The organism is Paenibacillus sp. FSL F4-0236 (assembly GCF_038000135.1).
Taxonomy (GTDB): Bacteria; Bacillota; Bacilli; order Paenibacillales; family Paenibacillaceae; genus Paenibacillus_AQ.
Window position 1 is genome coordinate 5604020 of the sequence record NZ_JBBOBK010000001.1, and the last position, 24256, is coordinate 5628275.

General features: G+C 44.5%; 13 protein-coding genes. 3 read left to right on the top strand and 10 right to left on the bottom strand.

What is annotated here, in order from left to right; genetic code table 11:
• Positions 1-45: 45 nt before the first annotated feature.
• A complete protein-coding gene (locus NSQ29_RS25045; protein ID WP_036682584.1) occupies positions 46-1077 on the top strand; it encodes a ribonucleotide-diphosphate reductase subunit beta in 1032 nt (343 codons plus the stop codon).
• Positions 1078-1248: 171 nt separating this feature from the next.
• On the opposite strand, the gene ssuE is transcribed toward NSQ29_RS25045, so the two are convergent.
• Positions 1249-1797: an NADPH-dependent FMN reductase gene (gene ssuE, locus NSQ29_RS25050; protein ID WP_042184465.1), complete on the bottom strand. Its 549-nt coding sequence runs from the start codon at positions 1795-1797 to the stop codon at positions 1249-1251.
• Between the two features lie 146 nt (positions 1798-1943).
• Complete coding sequence (locus NSQ29_RS25055; RefSeq protein ID WP_339268453.1) at positions 1944-2147, bottom strand: hypothetical protein; 204 nt, start codon at positions 2145-2147, stop codon at positions 1944-1946.
• A gap of 147 nt (positions 2148-2294) precedes the next feature.
• On the opposite strand from NSQ29_RS25055, the gene serS reads away from it, so the two are divergent.
• Together serS and NSQ29_RS25065 are read left to right on the top strand one after the other, a co-directional pair.
• Complete coding sequence (serS, locus tag NSQ29_RS25060; RefSeq protein WP_341126362.1) at positions 2295-3581, top strand: serine--tRNA ligase; 1287 nt, start codon at positions 2295-2297, stop codon at positions 3579-3581.
• Positions 3582-4012: 431 nt separating this feature from the next.
• Entirely contained in the window at positions 4013-11821 is a 7809-nt protein-coding gene (locus tag NSQ29_RS25065) for a 5'-nucleotidase C-terminal domain-containing protein (protein ID WP_341126363.1), read from the top strand.
• Positions 11822-11905: 84 nt separating this feature from the next.
• Here the strand turns inward: NSQ29_RS25065 and NSQ29_RS25070 are convergent, their stop codons facing one another.
• The 8 genes from NSQ29_RS25070 to NSQ29_RS25105 form a co-directional block, all read right to left on the bottom strand.
• Positions 11906-12544 (bottom strand): histidine phosphatase family protein, encoded by a 639-nt coding sequence (locus NSQ29_RS25070; protein WP_076285207.1) that lies wholly within the window; start codon positions 12542-12544, stop codon positions 11906-11908.
• 38 nt (positions 12545-12582) lie between these two features.
• Positions 12583-13386 (bottom strand): aminoglycoside N(3)-acetyltransferase, encoded by an 804-nt coding sequence (locus NSQ29_RS25075; RefSeq protein WP_076300123.1) that lies wholly within the window; start codon positions 13384-13386, stop codon positions 12583-12585.
• A 148-nt stretch (positions 13387-13534) separates the two neighbouring features.
• The gene (locus NSQ29_RS25080) at positions 13535-15097 is read right to left on the bottom strand and encodes a response regulator (protein ID WP_340973914.1); all 1563 of its coding nucleotides are present in this window, start codon (positions 15095-15097) and stop codon (positions 13535-13537) included.
• The gene (locus NSQ29_RS25085; RefSeq protein WP_341126364.1) at positions 15094-16995 is read right to left on the bottom strand and encodes a cache domain-containing sensor histidine kinase; all 1902 of its coding nucleotides are present in this window, start codon (positions 16993-16995) and stop codon (positions 15094-15096) included. Before NSQ29_RS25085 ends, NSQ29_RS25080 begins: the two co-directional genes overlap by 4 nt.
• Positions 16996-17126: 131 nt before the next feature.
• Positions 17127-18803 (bottom strand): extracellular solute-binding protein, encoded by a 1677-nt coding sequence (locus tag NSQ29_RS25090; RefSeq protein ID WP_340973911.1) that lies wholly within the window; start codon positions 18801-18803, stop codon positions 17127-17129.
• 91 nt (positions 18804-18894) lie between these two features.
• The gene (locus tag NSQ29_RS25095) at positions 18895-19785 is read right to left on the bottom strand and encodes a carbohydrate ABC transporter permease (protein ID WP_340973909.1); all 891 of its coding nucleotides are present in this window, start codon (positions 19783-19785) and stop codon (positions 18895-18897) included.
• Positions 19786-19803: 18 nt separating this feature from the next.
• Positions 19804-20793, bottom strand: a complete 990-nt coding sequence (locus tag NSQ29_RS25100; protein ID WP_340973907.1) for an ABC transporter permease — start codon at positions 20791-20793, stop codon at positions 19804-19806.
• Between the two features lie 219 nt (positions 20794-21012).
• Positions 21013-24240: a cellobiose phosphorylase gene (locus NSQ29_RS25105; RefSeq protein WP_341126365.1), complete on the bottom strand. Its 3228-nt coding sequence runs from the start codon at positions 24238-24240 to the stop codon at positions 21013-21015.
• Between the last annotated feature and the right edge of the window lie 16 nt (positions 24241-24256).

The window sequence follows — 24256 nt, forward strand, 5'->3', positions numbered from 1 at the left end:
TCAGACAAGACGAATTACCCGCGCAAAAAAATGGAGGGAAAATAAATGCAACTACAAAAGATTTTTAACACTGAAGCGCCCAACCAATCCACACGCATCATCGACGGTGAGTGCTCCGGTATTCTGAACTGGAACGATATCCGCATGCCGCATATGTACAAGCTGTACAAGGTGCTGCTGCTGAATCACTGGATCGCGGATGAAATCCCAATGTCCAAAGATGCGCAACAATTCCCTATGCTCGATGCAGAGGAGCAACGCGTATTTAAGATCAACATCTCTCTACTCGCCGTGTTAGACTCGATGCAGACGATGTTCGTAAGCGACGTGAAGCGTTATTTTACTGACTCTTCTCTAGAAGCTATCTCTGCCATTATCGGACAACAAGAAGTGGTGCATAACCAATCCTATTCCTATGTTCTTTCCTCTATCGTGTCGGAAAGTGAGCAGAAAGAAATTTTTGAATATTGGAAAAAAGACCCTGTCCTGCTGGAACGCAATCAGTTTATCTCTGATATTTATCAAGAGTTCCGTGATAACCCTACGAGACAGACCTTTTTCCATGCACTGGTAGCGGATCTCATCTTGGAAGGAATTTTCTTCTACAGCACCTTCGCCTTCTTCTACAATCTGGCCCGTGACCAGAAGATGATGGCGACCAGCCAAATGATCTCTTATATCCAACGTGACGAGAATCAGCACTGCTATTTCTTCGCAGAAGTATTTAAGCAGCTGCTTGTAGATTTCCCTGAGTTGAACACTAAAGAGAACATGGATTACGTGTATCGTACGATCGACCGCGCGGTAGAGCTTGAAACCAACTGGGCTTACTACACCCTTACTAATGTCCGCGGTATTGATCTTAACGAGCTTAGTGACTACATCAAATATACAGCGAACAAGCGCTTAACCTTGATGGGTATGGAAAAAGCCTACCAAGGCGTTGATGTTAACTGCATGCCTTGGATCAAACCTTTCTCCGATGATGCGCTTAATGCCACCAAAACCGACTTCTTCGAAGCTAAGTCCCGTAACTACGGTAAGGTTGGCGACGATAACGGATTCGACGATTTGTAAGACCGGATTATAACGAACCCTATATAAAAAAGAGGCCATTCTCTACTTTCACAGTGAGATGGCCTTTTTACTATAGCAAAAAGCGTCTCTTCACCCCTTGGATCAGGTATGAATGAGACGCTTATATAGTTGGTATGAATCCATACGAAACAGAATGCTAGCTACTTAGTCTTAAGCCTTGCGTTCCACACGATGTGTAGTTTCTTCTGCAAGCTCAGCTAACGCATCATTCAGACGCAGCTTCAGCTCCTCAGCAAGCTCTACCACTCCGTGATCATTACGAACCACCTGAGAATCCACGGCATACACTCCACCAAGAATGTAACGTGCACCGAGTACAGACAATACAGGTTTCAAAGCATAATCAATCGTAAGTAGATGTGCAAGACTGCCACCCATGAAGAGCGGGAGTACGATTTTGCCGGCCAGTCCCTTTTGTGGAACTAGATCCAAGAAGGTCTTCAGCACGCCTGTATAAGAGGCTTTATAAACCGGGCTAACCACGATTACCGCATCCGCTTCGGCTACAAGGCCGTTCGCTTTGACGATAGAATCACTCTCAAACTTGGTATGAATCAAATCTTCCGCTGGCAGCTCTGCTACGTTAATACGCTCAACCTCAAAGCCCTGATCCGTTAAGCTTGCCTCCGCATACTCTATAACTGCATTGATGCGCGATACCAAGGAAGGCGTTCCGTTAATCACAACAATTTTAGCCACTTCTCCACCTCTTTCATCCTATTAAGCAGCTCACACTGCAAATATTTATCCCGACAGGAATACTTTAAATTAATATTAATCCTATCGCAGATTAGATCTTATTGTCAAACCATAAACGCTTGCGTTCATCCCACTCTTGCGATATACTAAGCAACAATATTAAATCCAACAATCAGGCCAATGACCGGCATCCAACCGTGAGGCGTCTGCGACCGGAGCCTATAATGACTCCCTAAGTTCACCGGGTTTCGCCCGTTACTGCGAAGACCAAAGAGGGTCGAATTCTTTCCTGCTGTTAAGGAGATTCGATCAACCTGGGTGGCACCGCGAGCTGACGCTCCTCGTCCCATGGATGAGGGCGTTTTTTGCGTTTTTTCAAGCATAAATACCTTCGGCGTCCTTATAAGGACGGTAAGTGTTTGTGCGAGAAATAGAAGGATAAAGTGAAGTGTGAAACTTACACTCTCTTATCTTTTAAACAAAAAGGAGCGAGCGATATGCTGGAAATGAACTGGATCAAGGATAATCAGGAACTTGTAAGAAACACTGCCACCTGGAAAAGAATCGACTTCCCACTGGATGAATTGCTGGATTGGGATGAGAAGCGCCGGGGCCTGCGACAAGAAACAGAACAAATGAGAGCCGAACGTAATGGGCTAACTAAAGAAGTTGAACAATTACTACGTAAGGGTGACCGCCCTGCTGGAGAGATCGTCAAGGCACAGGTACGAGAACTCAATCATCGGCTGAGCCTGCTGGAAGCAGATCTGAACGAGGCTGAACGCCGCTGTAGAGAGCTCATGCTGCTCGCACCGAATCCGGTGTCGCAGGATACACCCATCGGCAACGATGATAACGATAATGTAGAACTGCGGTTGAACGGAGCGGTGCCGGAATTCAGCTTTGCGCCTCGTGATCATGTGGAGCTAGGTGAACTCCACGATATTATTGATATTCCCCGTGGCGTCAAAGCAGGCGGTCCTCGCAGCTATGTGCTTAAAGGAGTCGGACTGATGTTACATCTTGCTGTACAGAGACTAGCCCTAGATGTGCTCACTGCACGCGGATTCACCGTGATGGATGTTCCTGTGATTGTCCGCCCTGAAGCGTTGGAGCGAACCGGATTCTTCCCGGGTGGGATGGATCAGACGTACGAGCTCAGCGGAGATAATCGCTGGCTGGTAGGCACATCTGAAGTGTCGCTAGTTTCACTCTACAGCGATGAGATTGTAGAACTTGACACACCTATGCGACTAGCCGGAATGTCGACTTGCTTCCGCCGTGAAGTTGGATCAGCGGGGCGAGATGTGCGCGGGCTGTACCGCGTACATCAGTTCTCGAAGATCGAGCAAGTCGTCTTATGCCGAAATGACGAGGGGGTCTCGGACCATATGCTTCACGAGATCCTCGCGAATGCCGAGCACATTCTTCAGCTCTTAGAGCTCCCCTATCGAGTCATGGCTGTCTGCACAGGGGATATGTCCCTGAAGACGCATAAGCAGTATGACATCGAGACATGGATGCCTAGCAGAGGCGCATACGGTGAGACCCATTCGGCTTCTAATCTACTCGATTTCCAAGCTCGTCGTTCGGGCATCCGTTATCGGGATGCGGACGGTCGCTTACAATACTGCCACACCTTAAATAACACCGCAGTGGCTACGCCAAGAATTCTGATCCCGCTGCTGGAGAATCACCAGCAAGAGGATGGTTCTATCTACATCCCTCAGGCGCTGCGCAAATACATGGACGGATTAGAGCGGCTAGAACTTCCACAACAGTAGTCTGTTTTATCCAGGTAAATTTAAAATATAATGCCTACTCACTTCTCAACAAGAAGCTGAATGGGCATTTTTTTGTTCTAAGACCTCCCGAATAGCCGAGCCCAATAACTCCTTCTCTATTGTTATTCAAATGTAAAATTTAACACAAGTATAGAATACATTTTTTGTAATCCTTTGATAATTCAACTATAAAAATTAATTTATATATGGGACTATTCATCATCCAATAAACACTAGATTTTAAGGATTATTGTATTTATGCACTATTTTCAGCCCCTATTCTTATGCGAAAACAATAACTTTTTATTTTTTTATTTTAATTTATAGAACCTTTAATTTATATTAATGCAAACCAACCTTTCATTTTACATTTGAATGATAAGATTTAGTAGGTTTCTAATAAAAGATTTGAGGGGAGAATACTTATCCAAATGATTATTTCTTCAAGAGTAAGGAAATGGTGGGCTAGTGGACTGGCAATGTTAATGCTTGTCGGCAGTGTGCTACCAGCTATTCAGACTGCCGAGGCAGCACCGGATAATAGCAATGTTGTTATCTCACAAGTCTATGGCGGTGGTGGAAACAGCGGAGCAGAGTTTAAGAATGATTTTATTGAATTATACAATCCTACCAACAAACCAGTAGTTTTGACTGGATGGAAAGTTCGGTATACTTCCGCAACTGGAACCTTTAGCAGCGGAACAGAATTAACAGGAACTATTCCTGCAAATGGATACTACCTCGTCCAAGAGGCTGCAGGAACAGGAGGAACTGCTGCACTACCTACTCCTGATGCCGCAGGTATCCTAGCTATGAGTGGGACAAACGGTAAAGTCGACTTGGTTGACCCATCGAATAATACGATAGATTTAGTTGGCTATGGTACAGCTACAGGTGTTGAGGGAACTCCAACCCCTGCTCTCACCAACGCGACAGCCGCTATTCGTAAAGCCGCAGCTGGTGCACCAGCTGATAGCCGTGGTCTAGATACGGATAACAACGTTGCGGATTTTGTTGTTCAAGCAGCAAGTCCACGCAATAGTAGTTATGGTAAAGCACCAGAGACAGCTAGCTCCGTAGTAGCTTCACCAGCCGCTAATGCCTGGCCGGTAGGCACTGAAATTTCTCTGAACTCTCCGACAGTTGGAGCATCCGTCTATTCAGCTGTTTATGGATCAGGTGGTTCAACTGATTTCCAACCTTACACAGGGCCTATCACCTTAACTGAGGACACTACGATTAAGGCGTATGCTTCAGAACCGAATATGCCAAACAGCGCAATAACAACTTTTGACTACACGATTCTGACGAAAACAGACGTCGCAACAGCACGCCTTGGTAATAAAGGTCAGAATATTTCAACAGAAGGTATCGTAACTCACATTAACGCAGCAAAAATGTATATTCAGGATGGAACCGGTGGGATCGTACTTTATGGATTCCCAGAGTTCGCAAACGTTGGAGATCGTGTTGCAGTTAGTGGCGAGATGGATATCTACAGCAACCTGCAAGAGCTCAAACTCCAAAGCGGACTTCAATACTCTGTCGTTGCGAGTGATGTAGGTGTACCCGCACCTAAATTGATTACAGCAACCGACTTGTCTGCAGCGAACGGAGAAAACCATGAAGCTCAGCTGGTAACTATGAATAATGTCACTATAGATAATGTAAATGGAAATACAGTGACTGCAAGTCAAGGCGGACAACAATTCACAATTTTCTCAACCCTGCCTAAACTAGTAAAGGGTGCAACCTTTGATAGTATCACTGGGGTTATCGAGCAATATAATACAACTTATCAATTCATTCCACTTAACGAAAACGCTTTGGTGGAAGAAACTTTTTCTGTAATGGCGAGCCCTGGTGCAGGTCGCATCATTAAAGGAAGTGCTGTGACCCTATCCAGCCCTACCCTTGGAGCACAAATTCATTACACGACCGATGGAACTGAACCGACAGCAGCAAGCAAGCTTTATTCAGATCCAATTACAGTTAGTAAAGATCTTACCATTAATGCAATTGTCGTAGCAGATGGCAAGACAAGTAAGGTGTATACCTTTGCTTATAAAGCTTCTGATCTCCCTCGTATACATGATATTCAAGGAGAATCTCATGCCTCTGAGTATGTAGGTCAGAACGTTACTGACGTAGAAGGTATCGTTACCCAATACGGATACACATTCGCAACTGGCGCTTATAGAGGTTTCTTTATGCAGGACCCTCAGCCGGACAATAATGTGAACACATCGGAAGGTATTTTCGTTTACAGCACAAATGCATCCCTTAAACCTAAAGTTGGAGATTTAGTGCGCGTTAATGGAGTCGTTTCCGAGTATAACGAAGGAAGTGCGAGCAATCTAACCTCCACTCAAATTAATATGACATCACTAACAGTAGATTCCTCTTCTAGTTATACTGTGCCTGAACCTATCGTACTTGGCAAAGGTGGAAGAGCTATTCCTTCTTCCATCATTGATAATGACAGCATGGCTGATTTTGAACCTAGTGAAGATGCCATAGATTTTTATGAATCGTTAGAAGGCATGCTTGTAAAACTCCCTACCCCTACGATTATTAGTCCTTACTGGACAAGTGGTAGCGGAAATTCCATGCTTTATAACATCCCTACAAGAGTAGAAAATGATACTCCTGATGTCATCACACCAGCTGGTGGACTAGTTCTAAAAGAATATAACCAATTCAATCCTCAGCGCCTTATCATTGCTTATGGAAATCCGGGTCAAGAAGTAATCACCGGAGATAAGTTCGCTGGAGATGTTACAGGAGTCATCGGATACAACAATGGCAATTTCAAAGTAATTCCGGAGAACGGTAAGCTGCCAACCATTACCCCAAGTACTTTTAAACAAGAAACAACTACTCTTGAGGTTAATGAGGACAAGCTATTAATCGCTTCATACAACATTGAGAACTTCTACCCAGGCGTCGGAGCAACAAAAATCCAGAAACTTGCCGACTCCATCACGAATAATATGAAAAAGCCTGACATTATCGGCGTGGTCGAAATGCAGGATAGCAATGGTGAAACCAATAATGGAATCACTGAAGCAAGTGTTGACGAACTAATTAAGGCTATTGAAACTGCAGGCGGTCCTGTATATAAATACACAGACATCGCTCCAGTCAACAATCAGGATGGCGGAGCTCCAGGCGGAAACATTCGCGTAGGCTTCTTGTACAATCCAGCAAGAGTACAGCTTGCGGATAGTGTAAACGGTCAAAAAGGTACATCTACGCAATCCGTTGCTTATAATGCAGCGACAGACAAGCTGACTTACAATCCAGGACGAATTGATCCAACGAATGCTGCATTTGCTAGTTCACGTAAACCACTTGCTGCACAATTTATTTTCGGCGGCGAAAAAGTGATCGTGATCGCAAACCATTTCAATTCAAAAGGCGGCGATAATGGTCCTTTCGGGAACGTTCAGCCACCGGTATTGTCCAGTGAAACACAACGTCATAAAATTGCGGCGGTCGTAAACGGATTTGTCAAAGAGGTTCTGACTGCTAATCCTGAAGCCAACGTCGTAGCTCTTGGCGATTTGAATGATTTCCAATTCACTAAAACTGCAACTATTTTAAAAGGTACAGAGCTGGACAATTTGATCGACACATTGCCTTTAAATGAGCAGTATACGTACACCTATGACGGAAACTCTCAAGTACTGGATCATATTCTTGTCAGTAAAAATCTAACGGCTTCTTCCAAAGTAGATGTCGTCCATCTAAATGCCGACTTCTCTCCATCGAAAGGTCGGGTATCCGATCATGATGCGGTTGTAGCACAGATTGATTTTAGTACTGCTGAAGATTTTCCATTAACAGTTCTACACACCAACGATACGCATGCAGGATTAGATACTGTAAGCTCACCAAACAACATCTTGCGCCGTGTAACAGCAATCAAAAATGCTAAGGCGACTACAGAAAACCCTATTCTTCTCGATGCGGGTGATGTGTTCTCCGGAACACTGTACTTTAACAAGTATCTGGGTCAAGCAGATCTGGCCTTTATGAATCTAGTCAAATATGACGCTATGACTTTCGGTAATCATGAATTTGATAAAGATTCTGATACCCTTTCCAAATTTATCGGCAACGCTAAGTTCCCTTTTGTCTCATCTAATGTGAATTTCTCTGCAGATGATATTCTAAGCAAAATGTTCACCAACGAAATTGGTCGATCGGGTAATGCGGCAACCATCTACCCTGCTCTGATTAAAGAAGTAGACGGCGAACAGGTTGGTATCATTGGTCTGACGACAGAAGATACAGCGAACATTGCTTCACCAGGTAAAGTGACTTTTGAGAATGCTGTAGTGAAGGCAAAAGAAACTGTCGCTATGCTGCAAAAAGAAAAGATTAACAAGATTATTGTTCTCTCACACCTTGGCTACGAAGAGGATCTCAAGTTAGCCAAAGCGGTTAATGGCATTGATATTATTGTCGGTGGTCACAGCCATACGCAATTAGATCAAGCGGTTGTAGATAACAGCGATCCTAATGCACCGAAGCTTATTGTACAAACTGGTGAAAAAGGACTCTTCCTTGGTCAGCTTGAAGTTAAATTTAACAAAGATGGCGTACTGACAGATTGGAAAGACCAATTAATCTCCATCGACGCTAAGAACGGCGCTAACTACGTAATCGCAGAAGATCCTGAAGCTAAAAAGATCCTGGATACCGACTATAAGCCAGGTATTCTAGAACTGAGCAATGAGGTAGTAGGAAACTCAGAGGTTGTTCTAAACGGCGTTCGTGATAATGTTCGTACAAAGGAAACTAACCTTGGTAATCTGATTGCCGATGGTATGCTTTTTGCAGCCAAGAAAGCTGGCACTAATGCGGTAATCGCCCTGCAAAATGGTGGCGGTATTCGCGAATCTATCAATGAAGGACCGATTACACAAGGTGAAGTACTCGGAGTACTTCCTTTCAACAACGATCTGGTTACGATCACTTTGACCGGACAAGAAATTAAGGATGCAATGGAGAATGGGGTTTCCAAAACTCCAGCAGCAGACGGACGTTTCCCGCATGTTGCAGGGTTGAAATTCTATTATGACTCCACGAAGCCTGTGAACGAACGTGTATTACGTATCGAAGTGAAGAACGGAGACAAATACGTTCCTCTAGATCTAAAAGCATCTTATGAAGTAGCTACTAATGCTTTCACAGCTAAAGGTGGAGATTTCTATACTTCCCTTGAGAAGGCCTATAAAGAAGGCCGTGTGAATCTGCTGTATCTGCCGGACTTTGATGTATTTACGAAGTATCTTAAAGAAGTTGGAACTGTCACTGCGAACACTTCCGCTGTTGAGGGCCGGATTGTGGATCTGAAAGGTGCACCACTGCCGGAGACAACTGAAGACTTCCCATTAACAGTTCTACACACCAACGATACGCATGCAGGACTAGATACTGTAAGCTCACCAAATAACATTCTACGCCGTGTAACGGCAATCAAAAATGCTAAGGCGACTACAGAAAACCCTATTCTTCTCGATGCGGGTGATGTGTTCTCCGGAACACTCTACTTCAACAAGTATCTGGGTCAAGCAGATCTGACCTTTATGAATCTGGTTCAATATGATGCTATGACTTTCGGGAACCATGAATTTGATAAAAATGGTGAAAGTTCTGAAGTGCTTTCCAAATTCATCGGCAACGCTAAGTTCCCTTTTGTCTCATCCAATGTGAATTTCTCTGCAGATGATACGCTAAGCAAAATGTTTACCAATGAAATCGGTCGTTCGGGTAATGCGGCAACCATCTACCCTGCTCTAATCAAAGAAGTTGACGGAGAACAGGTTGGTATCATTGGTCTGACGACAGAAGATACTGCCAACATTGCTTCACCAGGTAAAGTAACTTTTGAGAATGCTGTAGTGAAGGCAACAGAAACTGTCGCTATGCTGCAAAAAGAAAAGATTAACAAGATTATTGTTCTCTCACACCTTGGCTACGAAGAGGATCTCAAGTTAGCCAAAGCGGTTAATGGCATTGATATTATTGTCGGTGGTCACAGCCATACGCAATTAGATCAAGCGGTTGTAGATAACAGCGATCCTAATGCACCGAAGCTTATTGTACAAACTGGTGAAAAAGGACTCTTCCTTGGTCAGCTTGAAGTTAAATTTAACAAAGATGGCGTACTGACAGATTGGAAAGACCAATTAATCTCCATCGACGCTAAGAACGGCGCTAACTATGTTATCGCAGAGGATCCTGAAGCTAAAAAAATCCTGGATACCGACTATAAGCCAGGTATTCTAGAACTGAGCAATGAGGTAGTAGGAAACTCAGAGGTTGTTCTAAACGGCGTTCGTGATAATGTTCGTACAAAGGAAACTAACCTTGGTAATCTGATTGCCGATGGTATGCTTTTTGCAGCCAAGAAAGCTGGCACTAATGCGGTAATCGCCCTGCAAAATGGTGGCGGTATTCGCGAATCTATCAATGAAGGACCAATTACACAAGGTGAAGTACTCGGAGTACTTCCTTTCAACAACGATCTGGTTACGATCACTTTGACCGGACAAGAAATTAAGGATGCAATGGAGAATGGGGTTTCCAAAACTCCAGCAGCAGACGGACGTTTCCCACACGTTGCAGGGTTGAAATTCTACTATGACTCTACGAAGCCTGTGAACGAACGTGTATTACGTATCGAAGTGAAGAACGGAGACAAATACGTTCCTCTAGATCTAAAAGCATCTTATGAAGTAGCTACTAATGCTTTCACAGCTAAAGGTGGAGATTTCTATACTTCACTTGAAAAGGCCTATAAAGAAGGTCGCGTGAATCTACTGTACCTGCCGGACTTTGATGTATTTACGAAGTATCTTCAGAAGATTGGAAATGTCACTGCGAACACTTCCGCTGTTGAGGGCCGGATTGTGGATCTGAAGGGTGCACCATTGCCGGAGATAACCCCAACACCAGTGCCAACACCGGTGCCAACATCACCAACAGTTCCAACATCAACAGCAACAGCAACAGTAGCACCAACACCTACTGCAACAACAGCACCAACGGCTGCACCGCAAGTAACAACAATTGATGCTGCTGATCTGACCAAACAACTTGCTGAACTGCCAACTGGTAAACATGAACTGGTTATTCCGGTTAAAGCGACTACTGGCGGCGCTCAAGTAGAACTCCCAGGCAGTGTGCTTGTAAAACAAGCTGCTGCACAGCCTAACACCATTCTTACCCTTACTACTGATGGCGCTTCGTATTCCTTGCCGCTCAGTGTTGTAAACAGTGTATCGCTTGCCGCTCAATTAGGCACCAGCGACTTTACAATTACAGTATCCATTCTATTAGCGGATTCGAAAACGCTAAGCAGCACAAACCAAGCTATCGCTTCACAGCTAGGTAATGCTACTTTAGCTGCTCCAGTAATCGAATTTAGTGTTTCAGCAGTAGCCGGATCTAAGCGTGTACCGCTGAACAACTTCGGCAGTACTTATGTTAATCGGACGATCAATGTACCTACTTCCTTAAATTCAAATAACGCAACGGCAGTCGTCTTCGATCCTGCTACAGGCAAGATTTCCTTCGTGCCTGCGATATTTGCCCCTAAGGCTAATGGAACAACAGATGTTACGATTAAACGGAACAGCAACAGCTATTACACCGTTGTTAAATCTTCCAAAACGTTCGGAGATATTAGCGGACACTGGGCTAAAGCGTCCATTGATCTGTTAGCTTCCAAACTGATCGTTAGTGGAACCAATAGCGATACATTCTCTCCTTCACAGTCGATCACACGGGCTGAGTTCGCAGCATTAATTACGCGTTCTCTTGGACTTGTGACAACGGGTGGCGAGACAACTTTTAAGGATGTAAATCCAAACGCATGGTATGCTGATGCTATTCGCACTGCTGCAGAAGCCGAATTGATTTCTGGTTATACCGATGGCAGCTTTAAGCCAGGTAGCCCGATCACTCGGCAAGAAATGGCCTCTGTATTAGCTAAAGCCATCAAGTACACGGGCAAAACCTTAAATGCCGATCCTGCAGCACTAGCTAAATTCAGTGACGCAGCAAGCATTCCTGCTTGGTCCCAAGCAGCAGTAGCAGAAATCGCTGCTGAGGGCATCATTCAAGGAGCGAAAGACGGTTCCTTTGCTCCACAAAAGCTGGCAACTCGTGCTGAAGCCGTTACGATGCTGGAGAAGACCTTGAAATCTCTTCAGTTCATCAATTAATAAAGGCCCACAGCTCTGAGGACAAAAAGGCGGTTCCTAGGGTGCATAATGCACTCGAGGAACCGCCTCTTTTTCATATAACCTCTAGGATTCCATCCCAGCCTCATTCTCTTCATAATGACTTGTATCCCCGTGCAGCAGGATCTCCGGCACGCCATCCGTAAAATCAATCCTGGATAAGCAGGTTGGATATATGTAAGGCAGATCCCATAGCTTAGGCAACTCTCTGCCCTCAAAATAAGCCATCAAGAGCTTGATCACTACCGTATGCGTTACGATAAGAATCGTCTCACCCTGATGGGCAGTGAGAATTTCCTGAAGCTTCTCCAGTGTTCTTGTCTGCACCTCTGCGAAGGTCTCGCTGCCCTCCACTTTAAACCGGTCGGGTTCCTTCCAGAAATAACGATGCTGGTCTGAATACTGGGCTGCCAGTTCAGCAGAATCTCTACCTTCCCATACGCCCATGCCAATTTCTTTAAATGCATCGGAAATCTTCAGCGGAACATCCCGCTCTCCGCGTATAATTTCAGCTGTACGCAGCGCCCTTGGGCTAGAGCTTGCATAAATGACATCCAGATTTGTAGCCTGCATTCCCCGACTCAACCATTCCGCCTGTTGTACGCCAAGCGTCGTCAGCGCAGAATCCATATGACCTTGCATACGATTCTGCACATTCCATTCTGTCTGTCCATGACGCGTTAGATATATCGTTGTAGTACTCATCCGTTGCTTCTCCTCCTAATCCCTAATTCAGAGATAGTCTACTTCCTGTTTTGCTCCATCCAGTTCACCGCATAGTCTACAATTTCACGCTGTGGAATCAATTGAGCTGCAGCTGAGGCGATATGACCATTTGTAATGAGCCCTGTCTCTTGCCCGAATTGCTCAGCAAGTTCAACGAAATCGTCAGAGTTCCAATCTAGCTCCTTGAATTCCACCCACTGTCTATGACCATCCACTAGTATAGGTGCTCCGCCAATGGCTTCCTTCTTTCCTTCATAGAAGGCCCGGCATTCAGCAAGATGTAATGAAGTATTATTCAGATTTCCAACGCCTAGCAGCAGCACACTTCCCCCCAGATCATAAATACGAGCTAATGGAGAGTCATCCCCCAAACCGTATTCAAGGGAGTGACCATATATAATCTCATCCCTATGCTTGCCCCAAGCCGCAAATGAATGAATGGGGTGATCGCTGCGCTTTACCTCTTTTTGTCTACGGAAGCAATCCGGAATAACCCCCATCCCCCTCAGTGGGGTCAGGTCTGGATCATAAGCCGGCATCTGCTCACGGATACTTTGCCACCAAGATTCGGGCACCGGTGGGTTACTCCAGCCAGCAGGGTCCGTCAGATCACTAGAATGCGTGGGCATCACAAGTGTACCTGACTCTCCAAGGACCTCCTCAAGCGCCAAAATAACGGCAACCGGGCCACCTGCCACCCATTGGCCTAGTGATTTGAAGGACGAATGCAGTATAATCGTCATCCCCGCCTGTACACCCAGTCGCCGAAAGTCCTCTGCCAACGTCTGAACTGTAATCAAATTGCCTTGAATTTCTTCCACCCTTCATTCCTCCAAACTCTCTTGCTGCTAATCCTAGCAAAGCTTCTCACTGCCATTATATAGGAGGATCACTTCTAACGACACCCTTAACGCCCATCAAGGTACAGTACAGCAATGATATTTATACTAAAGCTACTTATCCTGCCTTTTACGACAGATCTTCAGACAGCATTTTGGCTCTATAATCCCCTGGAGAGATCCCTTCCAACTCTTTGAATACACGGGCAAATTGCTTACTGTTCTCAAAACCTACTTTCTCCGAAACCTCAGCAAGCTTGCCACATTCTTTCGCTAGCAGTTCTTTAGCATGACGGATGCGTACCTTTTTTAAATAAATGACAAAATTCTCACCAGTATATGCTTTGAAGGCTTCGCTAAAATAAGAATAATTCAAAGAAACATGGTTACTAACCATAGCCATATTTAGTGGACGAGCATAGTTCGTTTCAATATAGTTCAACGCTTCCTCCATATCAGCATGTTCCGTATGAGCAGAGCGCACTCCTACAATGTAATCACTCACACTCAGGAGCAAATTCTCAAGCGCACGATAATAATCATGGAAATGGCGATAGTTATACATGTTACCAACCGTACGATATAGCTTTAACACCTCAACCGAGGCTTCCCCATACAGCCGAAATACTTCATCCAGCACCTGCTCATTGATACTCTGCCCGACACTCTCGAGATAAGACAAGTCCAGTTCCTTCAAATGCTCTGTTTGAAAAATAACAGACAGCAGGCATTTTATTTCCTTCTCACGTTCTGTCCCAAGCATATTGAGCAGTTTACGAAGCGCCTCCTTCGGCAAAGGAAAGTTACGACGCTCTTGACTGACATCCTCGTAATCCAAAAATCCTTCTTGCGGAAACAAAAAAGTATATTGTAGTGCCCGACAAGCTTCCTTGTAACAGGAACGAAGTTCTTCGAGACCTTTTCCCTCACGGCTGATTCCGATCGATAAACTAGTTATTTCTCTAGCTTCAGCTTGACGGGATAGTTCCATAAAGCTCTGTCTACTAGTCCCGATTAATACTAACTTACCGTCCCAGTCCGTTATAATTTCTGAAAAACACTTTTCGATTGGCCCCATCAAACGTTCGACCAGCCCTTGAACTTCTGTCGCCTTCATCCGAGTCCCATCATTAAAATAGTAATTCAGCACGCCAACTGTAAAAGGAACCTCCAAACCATTTAGCTCCTCTTGCTGCTCGGGCTCCAACTGAACCTCCTGCTGCTGCAGCAGTCCCCGTAAACGGCTGGAGCGTAGCTCTTTGCGAAACTGTTCTGCTTCCCGCTCTATTTTCTTGACGCTGAACTCCTGTTCTTCCTGTTCCTTATGGATATGCAGCAGGATTTCGAACAGCTCATCTCGGCGAATCGGCTTAAGTAGATAATCCTTCACACGATAACGTATGGCACATTTAGCATATTCGAAATCATCGTACCCACTTAGGATCACCACTGCTGGTTTTTTCTCGCCTCTTACCTCCACAGATAGCTGCTCCAAAAGCGTAATTCCATCCATTACCGGCATACGAATATCCGTAATAATAATATCTGCACCATCTGTCTTAAAAACCTCGAGCGCCTCTGCACCATTGCTCGCCATTATGATCGAATATGCGGACGGAAATTCCCTTTCAATCATGATCTTCAGACCTACACGAATATTTTTCTCATCATCAACGATCAGTAATTTCTTCATGGTTGTTTTTCTCCCGTCAAAAGAACTTTCGGCAAGCTTAGACGTACCATCGTCCAACTCCCTGCCTCGCTCTGTACTACAAGCCCGTATTCTTCGCCATAAAAGATTTGCAGACGCTGGTGTACATTTCGCAGTCCTATGCCCCCTGCTCTCTGGCTTACTTCCCGCTGTTCACAGGAGCTATCACAATTACAACATTCATCCTTAGCATATATCGCCTCGTTTAAAGCAACTAGACGTTCTGGGGTAAGACCGATACCATTATCACGAAGCTCTATGGAAATATCACCTTCCGTTTCCGAAATATGAATATGAATGTTCGGGTTCTCTAAATTCTCTTTTTCACCGTTCCAAGCATGCTTAACACTGTTCTCTACAATAGGCTGCAGTGACATTTTCAGCACCTCCAGCTCCAAATATCGAGGTTCAATATGAAGTACAAGCTTAACCGGGTACTCAAAACGAATATTCATTACTTCAATGTAATTCTCAATATGGCGGACTTCATCGCGAAGCTTCACATACTCCCCAGACCATTTGAAATTATAACGCATCATTCCACCGAGCGAAGTTAGTGCGTCTGATATCGTTCGCTGATTTTCAATTTCAGCAAGCATTTTAATATTTTCAAGTGTGTTATACAAAAAATGTGCATCTATTTGATTATGCAGCGTGCGCAGCTCAGCCTCTTTGGACAATGCCTGCTTACTCACAGCCTGAGCCACCAACTTATTAATTGTATTCATTAGCTTAGAGAAATGATGGGCAAGCTCACCGACTTCTCCCCCACCCCGAATCGTAATGCCACTATATGCTTCACCTCTGCGCACGCTTTTCATCGTTTCGGTCAATCTGCGCAGATTTTTTAGAATAAAGGCATTCATCACATAAGCGATCAACGTGAGTAAAATAATAAATCCGATGTTAGCTCCAATAATAAAGTTGCGTGTACGGGAGATATCCTTCAAAACGCCCTCCGTTGAGACCACATTTAACAGATAAGCATCAATACGTTCCAGCGGTGTGTTAATAAGTAAATAAGATTTACCGTTGGCTGTATAACTACTATCCCATTCACCAGTAGCCTTGAAGGTCTTGTATCGTTCAGTAATAACACTAGCCATCTCCTCGTTATCCTGTAGAAAAGACTGATCAGGACGAGTAAATAGCTGCAGCTCACCATCTACAAGGAACATTTGTGTCTGGTTATCCCGTACATCGGTATATGTCTTTGGTGTAAAGCGGTTCAACATCATATCTACTTGAACCATCCCAATATGGTTGCCAGCAGGACGACTCATCTCACGTAGTAAAGAAACCTTCGGCAAACTCTCAGTCGGTGCACCCAAGTATCTCTGCATCAGATCCGGATCACTCCTTTGAAAAGACCAGTACTCCTGTTCCTCCAACTGCAGTGCTTTCTGGTACCAGGGCTCGGAAGAGACTCGTTCTTCGCGAAATAAAATCGGCCAAATTTCATGCATCGTTTTACTTTTGGAATACAGCCGTAAATGCTCGATATTCGGATTATTAAATTGAATACGTGTCATATTCACATAAACATTTGTATTAAAATCAACCAAATCTTCAAGCATCGGCTCAGTCTCATTCGCAAGAAAGTCTTTAACATCCGAGTCAGAATACGCCATCTGTGCTGCCCGCTCCATCGCTTCAATTTGATTGTGGATATGCAATTTTTCCATTTGCAGCAAATACTCATTTTTCTCAACAGCATCTCGGAAATAGGTACTATTGATAGACTCATAAAAATAGACGGACACCAGCAAGCACGGACCTATAATAATAAAAACATAGGCAGCAATCAAACGACTCTGCAGCGACCTTCGTCCCCACCAATATAAGAAGGAATTCCAAATTTCTTTGCTGCACTCACGCATATTATCCCTCTTCACTTCTTCAACGTTCACCTCGCTAATATCGTGAATACTTAACATACTTAACAACTATACCTTATTATTGTTTCAAAATAACCCAAAAACCCGCAATCAGCGGGCTTCTGGGTTATATTTTATTGGGCGAGCTTCACTTTGTTCTCTTCATACTTTTTCTGTTGATAGGCTTGGAATTTATCTACACCTATATCCTTTTGTTTCGCTAAATACTCACTCCATATTTTATCGAACTCAGCATCCGAAGAAGCCATAAGCAGCTTAGGAATCGTCTTCCCGCGCAGTTCTTTCAGCTTTGTAGCAATGATGCCTTCAGGGGAGTTACCTGTAGGATCAATCTGTTGGAACGTTGAAGTACTAGTCGCTTTTCCTCTCGTCCAATCTTCCAATTGTTTAAAAGGTTCTACTGATTTAGGTGCCCATTGATCCGTGATATTCGTGTTCTGCATCATCCAGTAGGTGAACGAAGATCCGTATTGCTTATCAAACGCCGAACGATCCTTATTCATTAGATCAAACACTTCAGGCTTAAATTGGTCTTTGCCATCAATCGTTTCGTAGCTGACACCCTTTTCACCGAGGAACAAATCTTTATTACCTTCTTCACTGTTCAAGTAGCTTAGGAAGCGGATAGCGCGAGCTTTATCCTTTACATCTTTGGAGATCAGTGTTACTGTCCAGCCTGCGATCGCAGGTCCATCTAGGGTCGGTTGATCCAAGTTCGTATTCGAAGGACCATCAATAGCAATATAAGTTTTGCTAGGATCTTGTTGGTAGATCGTACCTAGTTGCGCTGCAAAGTCTGTACGTTGGTAGAGCATCGCGAAATAACGACCTTGAGCGATCTTCTCTTCCATTTGTGGACGTTTATCAATAAAGATATCTTTAGCAAGCAGTCCATCCTGATTCGCTTGGCGAAGTGTCTTCATCCAGCGGATATATTCAGGATCAGTCTCACGGGCATATACCTGACCATCTTTTTCTCTAGGAATTGCCAGGAAGTTCTGAAGATAACCTTCCAGAGAATCATTACCGTTTACACCAAATTCATGCAGACCAAGCGGGATTAGCGGCTGTCCATTTACGTCAGGGAATTTCTCCTTCGCTAACTTAAGCGCATTCAAGAAACCTTCTGGTGTGCGCATATCAGGACTGCCAATCGCTTCATACATATCCTTACGGACCGCGAATACTTGGTTGGATACGTAGTTCTCTCCATATTTCTCATAGTCAGCAGGAGAGGAAGAAGAGTTAGGATAGCCATACACATTGCCATCTTCCTGAGTGTACCAATTCAGCTTATCTTTATCAGAAACTTTGTAGAAATAAGGATCATATTCATCAGCAAGCTTGTTCAGAGGTAGCGCAAGATCACCTTCGATTATTTTCTTAATTGCATCTTCATAGAAGCCCAATGTGATGAAATCAGGCAATTTACCAGAAGCAATGAGTGTGTTCAGTTTCTCATTCTCGTTACCAGCCGGAACGATGAAATTAATATCAACGCCGGTCTTCTTAGTTACATATTGAGAAGTTGGGTCCACGCCCCATTTGTTAGGGAACCAAGAGAAGTTCAGGTACCAGTCAAACGTAATCGGTGAAGTGTCAATCTTCCAACCTGGTTCATCAGCAGACAATGTAGCAGCAGGTGCATTTGTCGCCCCCGTGTTCGTTTCTTTAGTACCATCCGAATTTCCTTTAGCGTTATTTCCACTGGAACAGCCTGCGGCTGACAAGGCCATAATCGCTGCCAGAAGTAGAGCCATCGCTGTTCTCGGTTTGCGTTTCATACCCATATTCTTTACCCCTTTTCTATGATTGTTAATTATAAGCTCAACCCCAGAGCTCATAGAGATGAGCTGCTGGAGGAGTTACCTTTACTAAGGATCAGCCCTTAATGGAGCCGATCATCATGCCTTTAACAAAGTAGCGTTGTAAGAAAGGATATACGAACACGATAGGAAGTGTGGTGACCACCATCGTCGCCAGCTTAATAGACTGTGACGTTACGCTTCTTGTCATGCCGCTACCTTGTGCAGCGACCATCATTTGAGTCGAGCTAGATTGTGCTACAACGCGGAAAAGGTACGTCTGAATCGGCTGTAGCTCTGTATTATTGATATAGATCATACCTGTAAAATAATCATTCCATTGGAACACGCCGTGGAACAGCGCAATGGTCGCAATAACAGGCATAGACACTGGAAGCACAATTCGTAGGAAGATGGACCAATCATTAGCCCCATCAATCCGGGCCGCTTCCTCCAATCCTTCAGGAATCTCTCGGAAGAAGGTCATGAAGATAATAAGATCGAAGAAGCTAAACATCGCAGGAATGATATACACTAAGAAATTATCTAGTAACTGAAGGTCTTTGATAAGCAAGAAGCTAGGGATCAACCCTCCCGCGAAGAAGAGCGTAACTGTACCCATAAACATGTAAAACTTTCCACCAATCAAGCCTTTACGAGAAAATGCATAGGCTACCATCGCTGTGAAAAATACATGCAGGACTGTGCCGATCACTGTTTTGGCAACGGTGATCCACATCGCCTGCATAATGCCAGGGCTGTCGAACACTGCCTTGAAGTTTCCTAGACTGAACACCCGCGGCCACCAGTATATACCACCTCGCATAGCGTCCGTGCCTTCATTAAAGGCATTGACGAGTACGTACCAGATCGGATAAAGCGTTATGAAGCAAATACACAGCATAATGATATTGTTGACGATATCGAATAGGGCCTCGCCCTTCGTTTTGCGATTGAGAGCAAACATGTGTAGGTCCTCCTTATCCTAGAACAATGATGTATCGTTGATTTTTTTAGACACTTGGTTAGCTATCAGCAGCAAGATTAGAGCAATAATCGATTTTAATAGTCCAACCGCAGCCGAATAGGAGAAGCGGCCTGAGAGAATCCCTGTGTAGTACACATAATAATCGATTACATTACTTGCACTATCATTCAACGAGTTACGTAGCACCAAGATCTGATCGAAGTTGGAGCTTAGTACACCACTGACTGCAAGAATGAAGAGAATACTGATCGTCGATTTGATGGCCGGCAGCGTAACAAACCACATCTTCTGGAATCTTCCAGCACCATCAATCGTAGCAGCCTCATACATTTCAGGAGATACACCAGAGATTGCTGCTAGATATATAATCGCTGACCATCCAAGTTCCTTCCAAATATCAGATGAAATAACAATCGTCCAGAAATAGCTAGGTTCGGCCAGATAGGTAATAGGCTGATCAATGATATTTAGCGCTAACAAGATGTTATTGATAATCCCTATATCCGCAAGCCAGGTCGCTAGAATCCCGCCGAGTACAACCCATGAGAGAAAGTGAGGTAAATACGAAATCGTCTGAATCCACTTTTTGAATCTCACCGAACGGACCTCGTTTAGGAATAGTGCAAATATAATCGGCAGCGGAAAACCGATGAAGAGCTTGATCAAGCTAATGCCTAACGTATTCCTAATAACGTCAACCAAGCTTTCATCTTGTAGGAATTCTTTGAAATGAGCTAGTCCTACCCATGGAGCTTCGGAAATTGATTTGACAATGTTGAACTCTTTGAAGGCAATAATAACTCCATACATTGGAATGTAGTTGAAGATGATCATCCAGGCTACGCCTAGTAGGGCCATGGTCTGTAAATGACGCTGGGCTAAAAATCTCCTCCACAGCGAGTTTCTATTTACTTTACCGGTTTCGAAATTGCCAGGAATTAACGGATTCATCGCTGGGCTTACTTCCACGCTTTTTTTGTTCTCCATCCTTTGGACCTCCAGGCTATGTATCTTTTTCTTTTTCTGAAGCGCTTACAATATCTATGTATTTATTGTATTTGCTTTTGCCTGTCTCCGTAAGGCTTTGAATTTCGGGTTATAGGTTCCATTTTTCGGGTTCAAGCTAAAACGCCTTCGGTGTCCTTTAAGGACTTTCTTATATTTGGAGAAAAAAATAAAAGGAGGGCCTAGGCCCTCCCTTATTTTCTATGCCATTATTGCTCGAATTTGCTTGATCTCTCCACGCCGCAGAGCCTCTGCCTCATCGCCACGAACGAGTGCTCCTGAAATTTCGGTCACTGTTCCATCGTGATAGACGAGCGTCATGCTCTGAATAACAACCTTCTTCTCCCCAAACGTATTCTCACATTGTGGGTTCGAATAAGTTACTTCCGTGCCACCTAGAAATGTGAAAGAGAGATTGCCTTGTTCATCAAATAGCCAGCCTGGTAGAACCGGATCCAAAGATAACGTAAGCTGTCCATCTTCTACTCTGAAAACATGGCTTCCGGCCATCATCGTTCTCCACATACTCAGGAATTCAGCAGTCGATCCACTTAGTCTTGCTACGAACCCTCTACCGTGATTATTAGGATCAGGATTGCCTCCAGTCGCAATAAAGGATGAATTTTCAAGCGTGCTGCGTCCATAGACAGCCGGATCCAGGAACGGAACTAGAGAGGTCTTCAGCTCGCCGTAGAATTCCTCGTATAGCCCGCCCTTCAGCAGCTCAAGCAAATATTTGTAGGACATATGCAAGAAGTTAGACTCCCGCTCTAGCCAGCCTGGCGTAAAGGCTCTCATTCGTCCGATCTCATGAGACTCTCCCTCTAAACTAACCGAAGTTTGATACATAGACGTAGTCGGATCATATAGCTCTGTTTGCTTAATCAAATTATAGATTTCTTTGGCTTGCACCGGATCCTTCAGCGTCTTCAACCAACGAGTAGGTCCCTCAAGGAAATACGGCAATGCAAATACCTCAAACTCCTCTACCACAGCTTTTGGGAGGCCGTATCCGCTAAGTACCGGTTGACCTTCAGCATCTGTCACCTGCTGGAATTTCTTCGCCTCAAAGCGGAAATACGTTGGGGTAAGCCCGTTACCCAGTTTTACCGCCTTGTTGATCCCCTCATCGATTTTGACCAAGAACTTGGAAAGGACCTCACGAATGTATTCTAAGTTTACTTCAGACTCAACCCCAGTAATACCAAAACGGATACGTGCTCTGTAGGCCTCACGCGCTGAAGCTACAGTGTCCCAATAATTAAATTGTTCCAAATCTCCCGAAAGAACAGCTGTTACCGCTCGATATACCTCTTCAAGCAGCTGAGCAATTTCTTCTGGCAGATCTACAGCTCCTTGGACGTTCTCTTTGCCGTTCAGAGCATCTAACAAAAAGACTACGGTACGTTTCAGCTCAAAAGTCTCACTCATTCCGGAGCCGAACAATCCTGGCAGTCCATTCATAGCATCGTTCCAGCCCGGCTTATTGCCTTCCATTTCTACACCCATACCATAAGGATCAAGTGTAGCAAATTTATTCAAGGCAAGGGACAACATCTTCACGAACAAATTGGTGTGGTAAATGGCGCCGTGACCGCCTTCAGTACGCAGCCAATGTGTATCTCCAGCTTTCCACTTCAGCTTGTGCAGCTTCTCCTCATCCTCAAGGAGTGCACCATATTGCCGAGCCTTTCCGTCACTGATTACATATTTCTCACTTCGTGGCAGCACATACGCTGGGCTGTCATAGAACGCATAAGTGTAATCCCCAAATAGAAGCTCCTGCTTTTTGTCAGGGAAGATATCCAAGTAACCTACTACCAGATCCATATTATATGTCCAGTGATCCGACCAGAAGCCTTCGCCAAAAGCTGCCTCAATGTTTTGCTGTGACAGGGCAAGTAATCCCGACAAAAATTGTTGCTCGCTTACCTTCAAGGTAACGTTATGATCCGCAATATAGTTCACTAAGCTACCTGGTGTGAACCGAGTGCTGCACAGCTTTACAAGCTCAGCTTGATGATCTGCCGCAGCTTTTCCAATCCACTCCGCAGCTTGTGCCTTACTATCCGGTTTCACTTCAAAGGTTGTTCCTTGCACGCTCAGTGGATTGTAACCATCCGCCTGAATCAAGCTATAGAACATTTTGATGTTAAAGCTACCCACCTTCGGATTAAAAAACACATCATTCCGACGATTCTGATTCATATCACGGAAGTTTCCGTTCCCCTGTGAATAATATTCTGGGGCGAGTGAGAAGAAATTGTAGTCACGCTCCAAGTCACCGTGCTTACGCGAGTATAAGTGAACTACAAAGCCATCACCACCATTGTCAAAGACAAAAGGATAGCCTCCACGCAGGAAGTTATCGAGATAGGATTGACGGCAATACGCATCAAACACAGCCGATGAAGTGTGAGTAGCAATGTCTTCCGTTAATTCCTCCGTCAGACCTGCGGCCTCTTGAGATTTAGACAGGATATATTCATCGCGGCATAACTGCTCCGCCTTCTTATTGATTTTGTCGATGTCATTTACATGTCCAACCAGTGTATTCAGGATCAGATTGCTTCCTGGTGCTAAACGTCTTGCCACTCCGCTAAAACCGCACGGAACCTTGTTGACCGGGTATTGCGGAAGCTCGCCCAGTTCGGCAAGGGTTAATCCCGCAAAGCGGTCTGGGTACGTAAGCGAGGTATTGCCACCAAAGACTAGCTCGAAATCGACGATTGGCGAGACTTTTTCTCCTTCTCCAGTGAACGATAGGTAGAAATGGCCATTGGTAATTTCGCTAACCTGTGCATCATCATTGGTGCTGGAACGCAGCTTATAGAACGGAATACCATTCTCTAAGTTGTATACGTCCATCCAGCTGCGCAGTAGATTCCCTATTTCCTTGTATCCACTGTTCTCTACGCCATAAGGCAAGATTTCAGGCAGACCATCCATCAGCTCCAGCTCGATCTCTTTACCGCCGATGTTCTCAATCTCTACCCGACGTACCAACGCTGCATAATCATCATTAGGCAAATTAAAATAGTGTACGGTCGTCTTCAGACCATGTCCGGCATGGCTTTCTTCAATGGTAAGCCCATTAGGCAAAATGGTCATGAGGCGCTTTGCAGCAGGATCTGGACGTGCAGATTGAAACGGTTCATAAATCTCTTGCTCGCCTTTAATTTTGATAAAGGTTCTGAAACCGGTCGTCCCTACGTTCTTATAAGAGATATTTGCAGGAGAGAATTCCATGATCGGCGAATTCTTATCGCGTACCCCGAAGCTGCAAATGGCCTGACCCCGATTCACATAAAAAGTCCACATCGGAATTCCCTTCAGTCCGGCAAGACCCGGTAAGAAACTGGAAAAAGGCTTTCCTTCATCAAATTGCTCCATTACAAATGTACCTGATTCGAAATAATAGTTGCTCATATTTATGTCCTCCTAA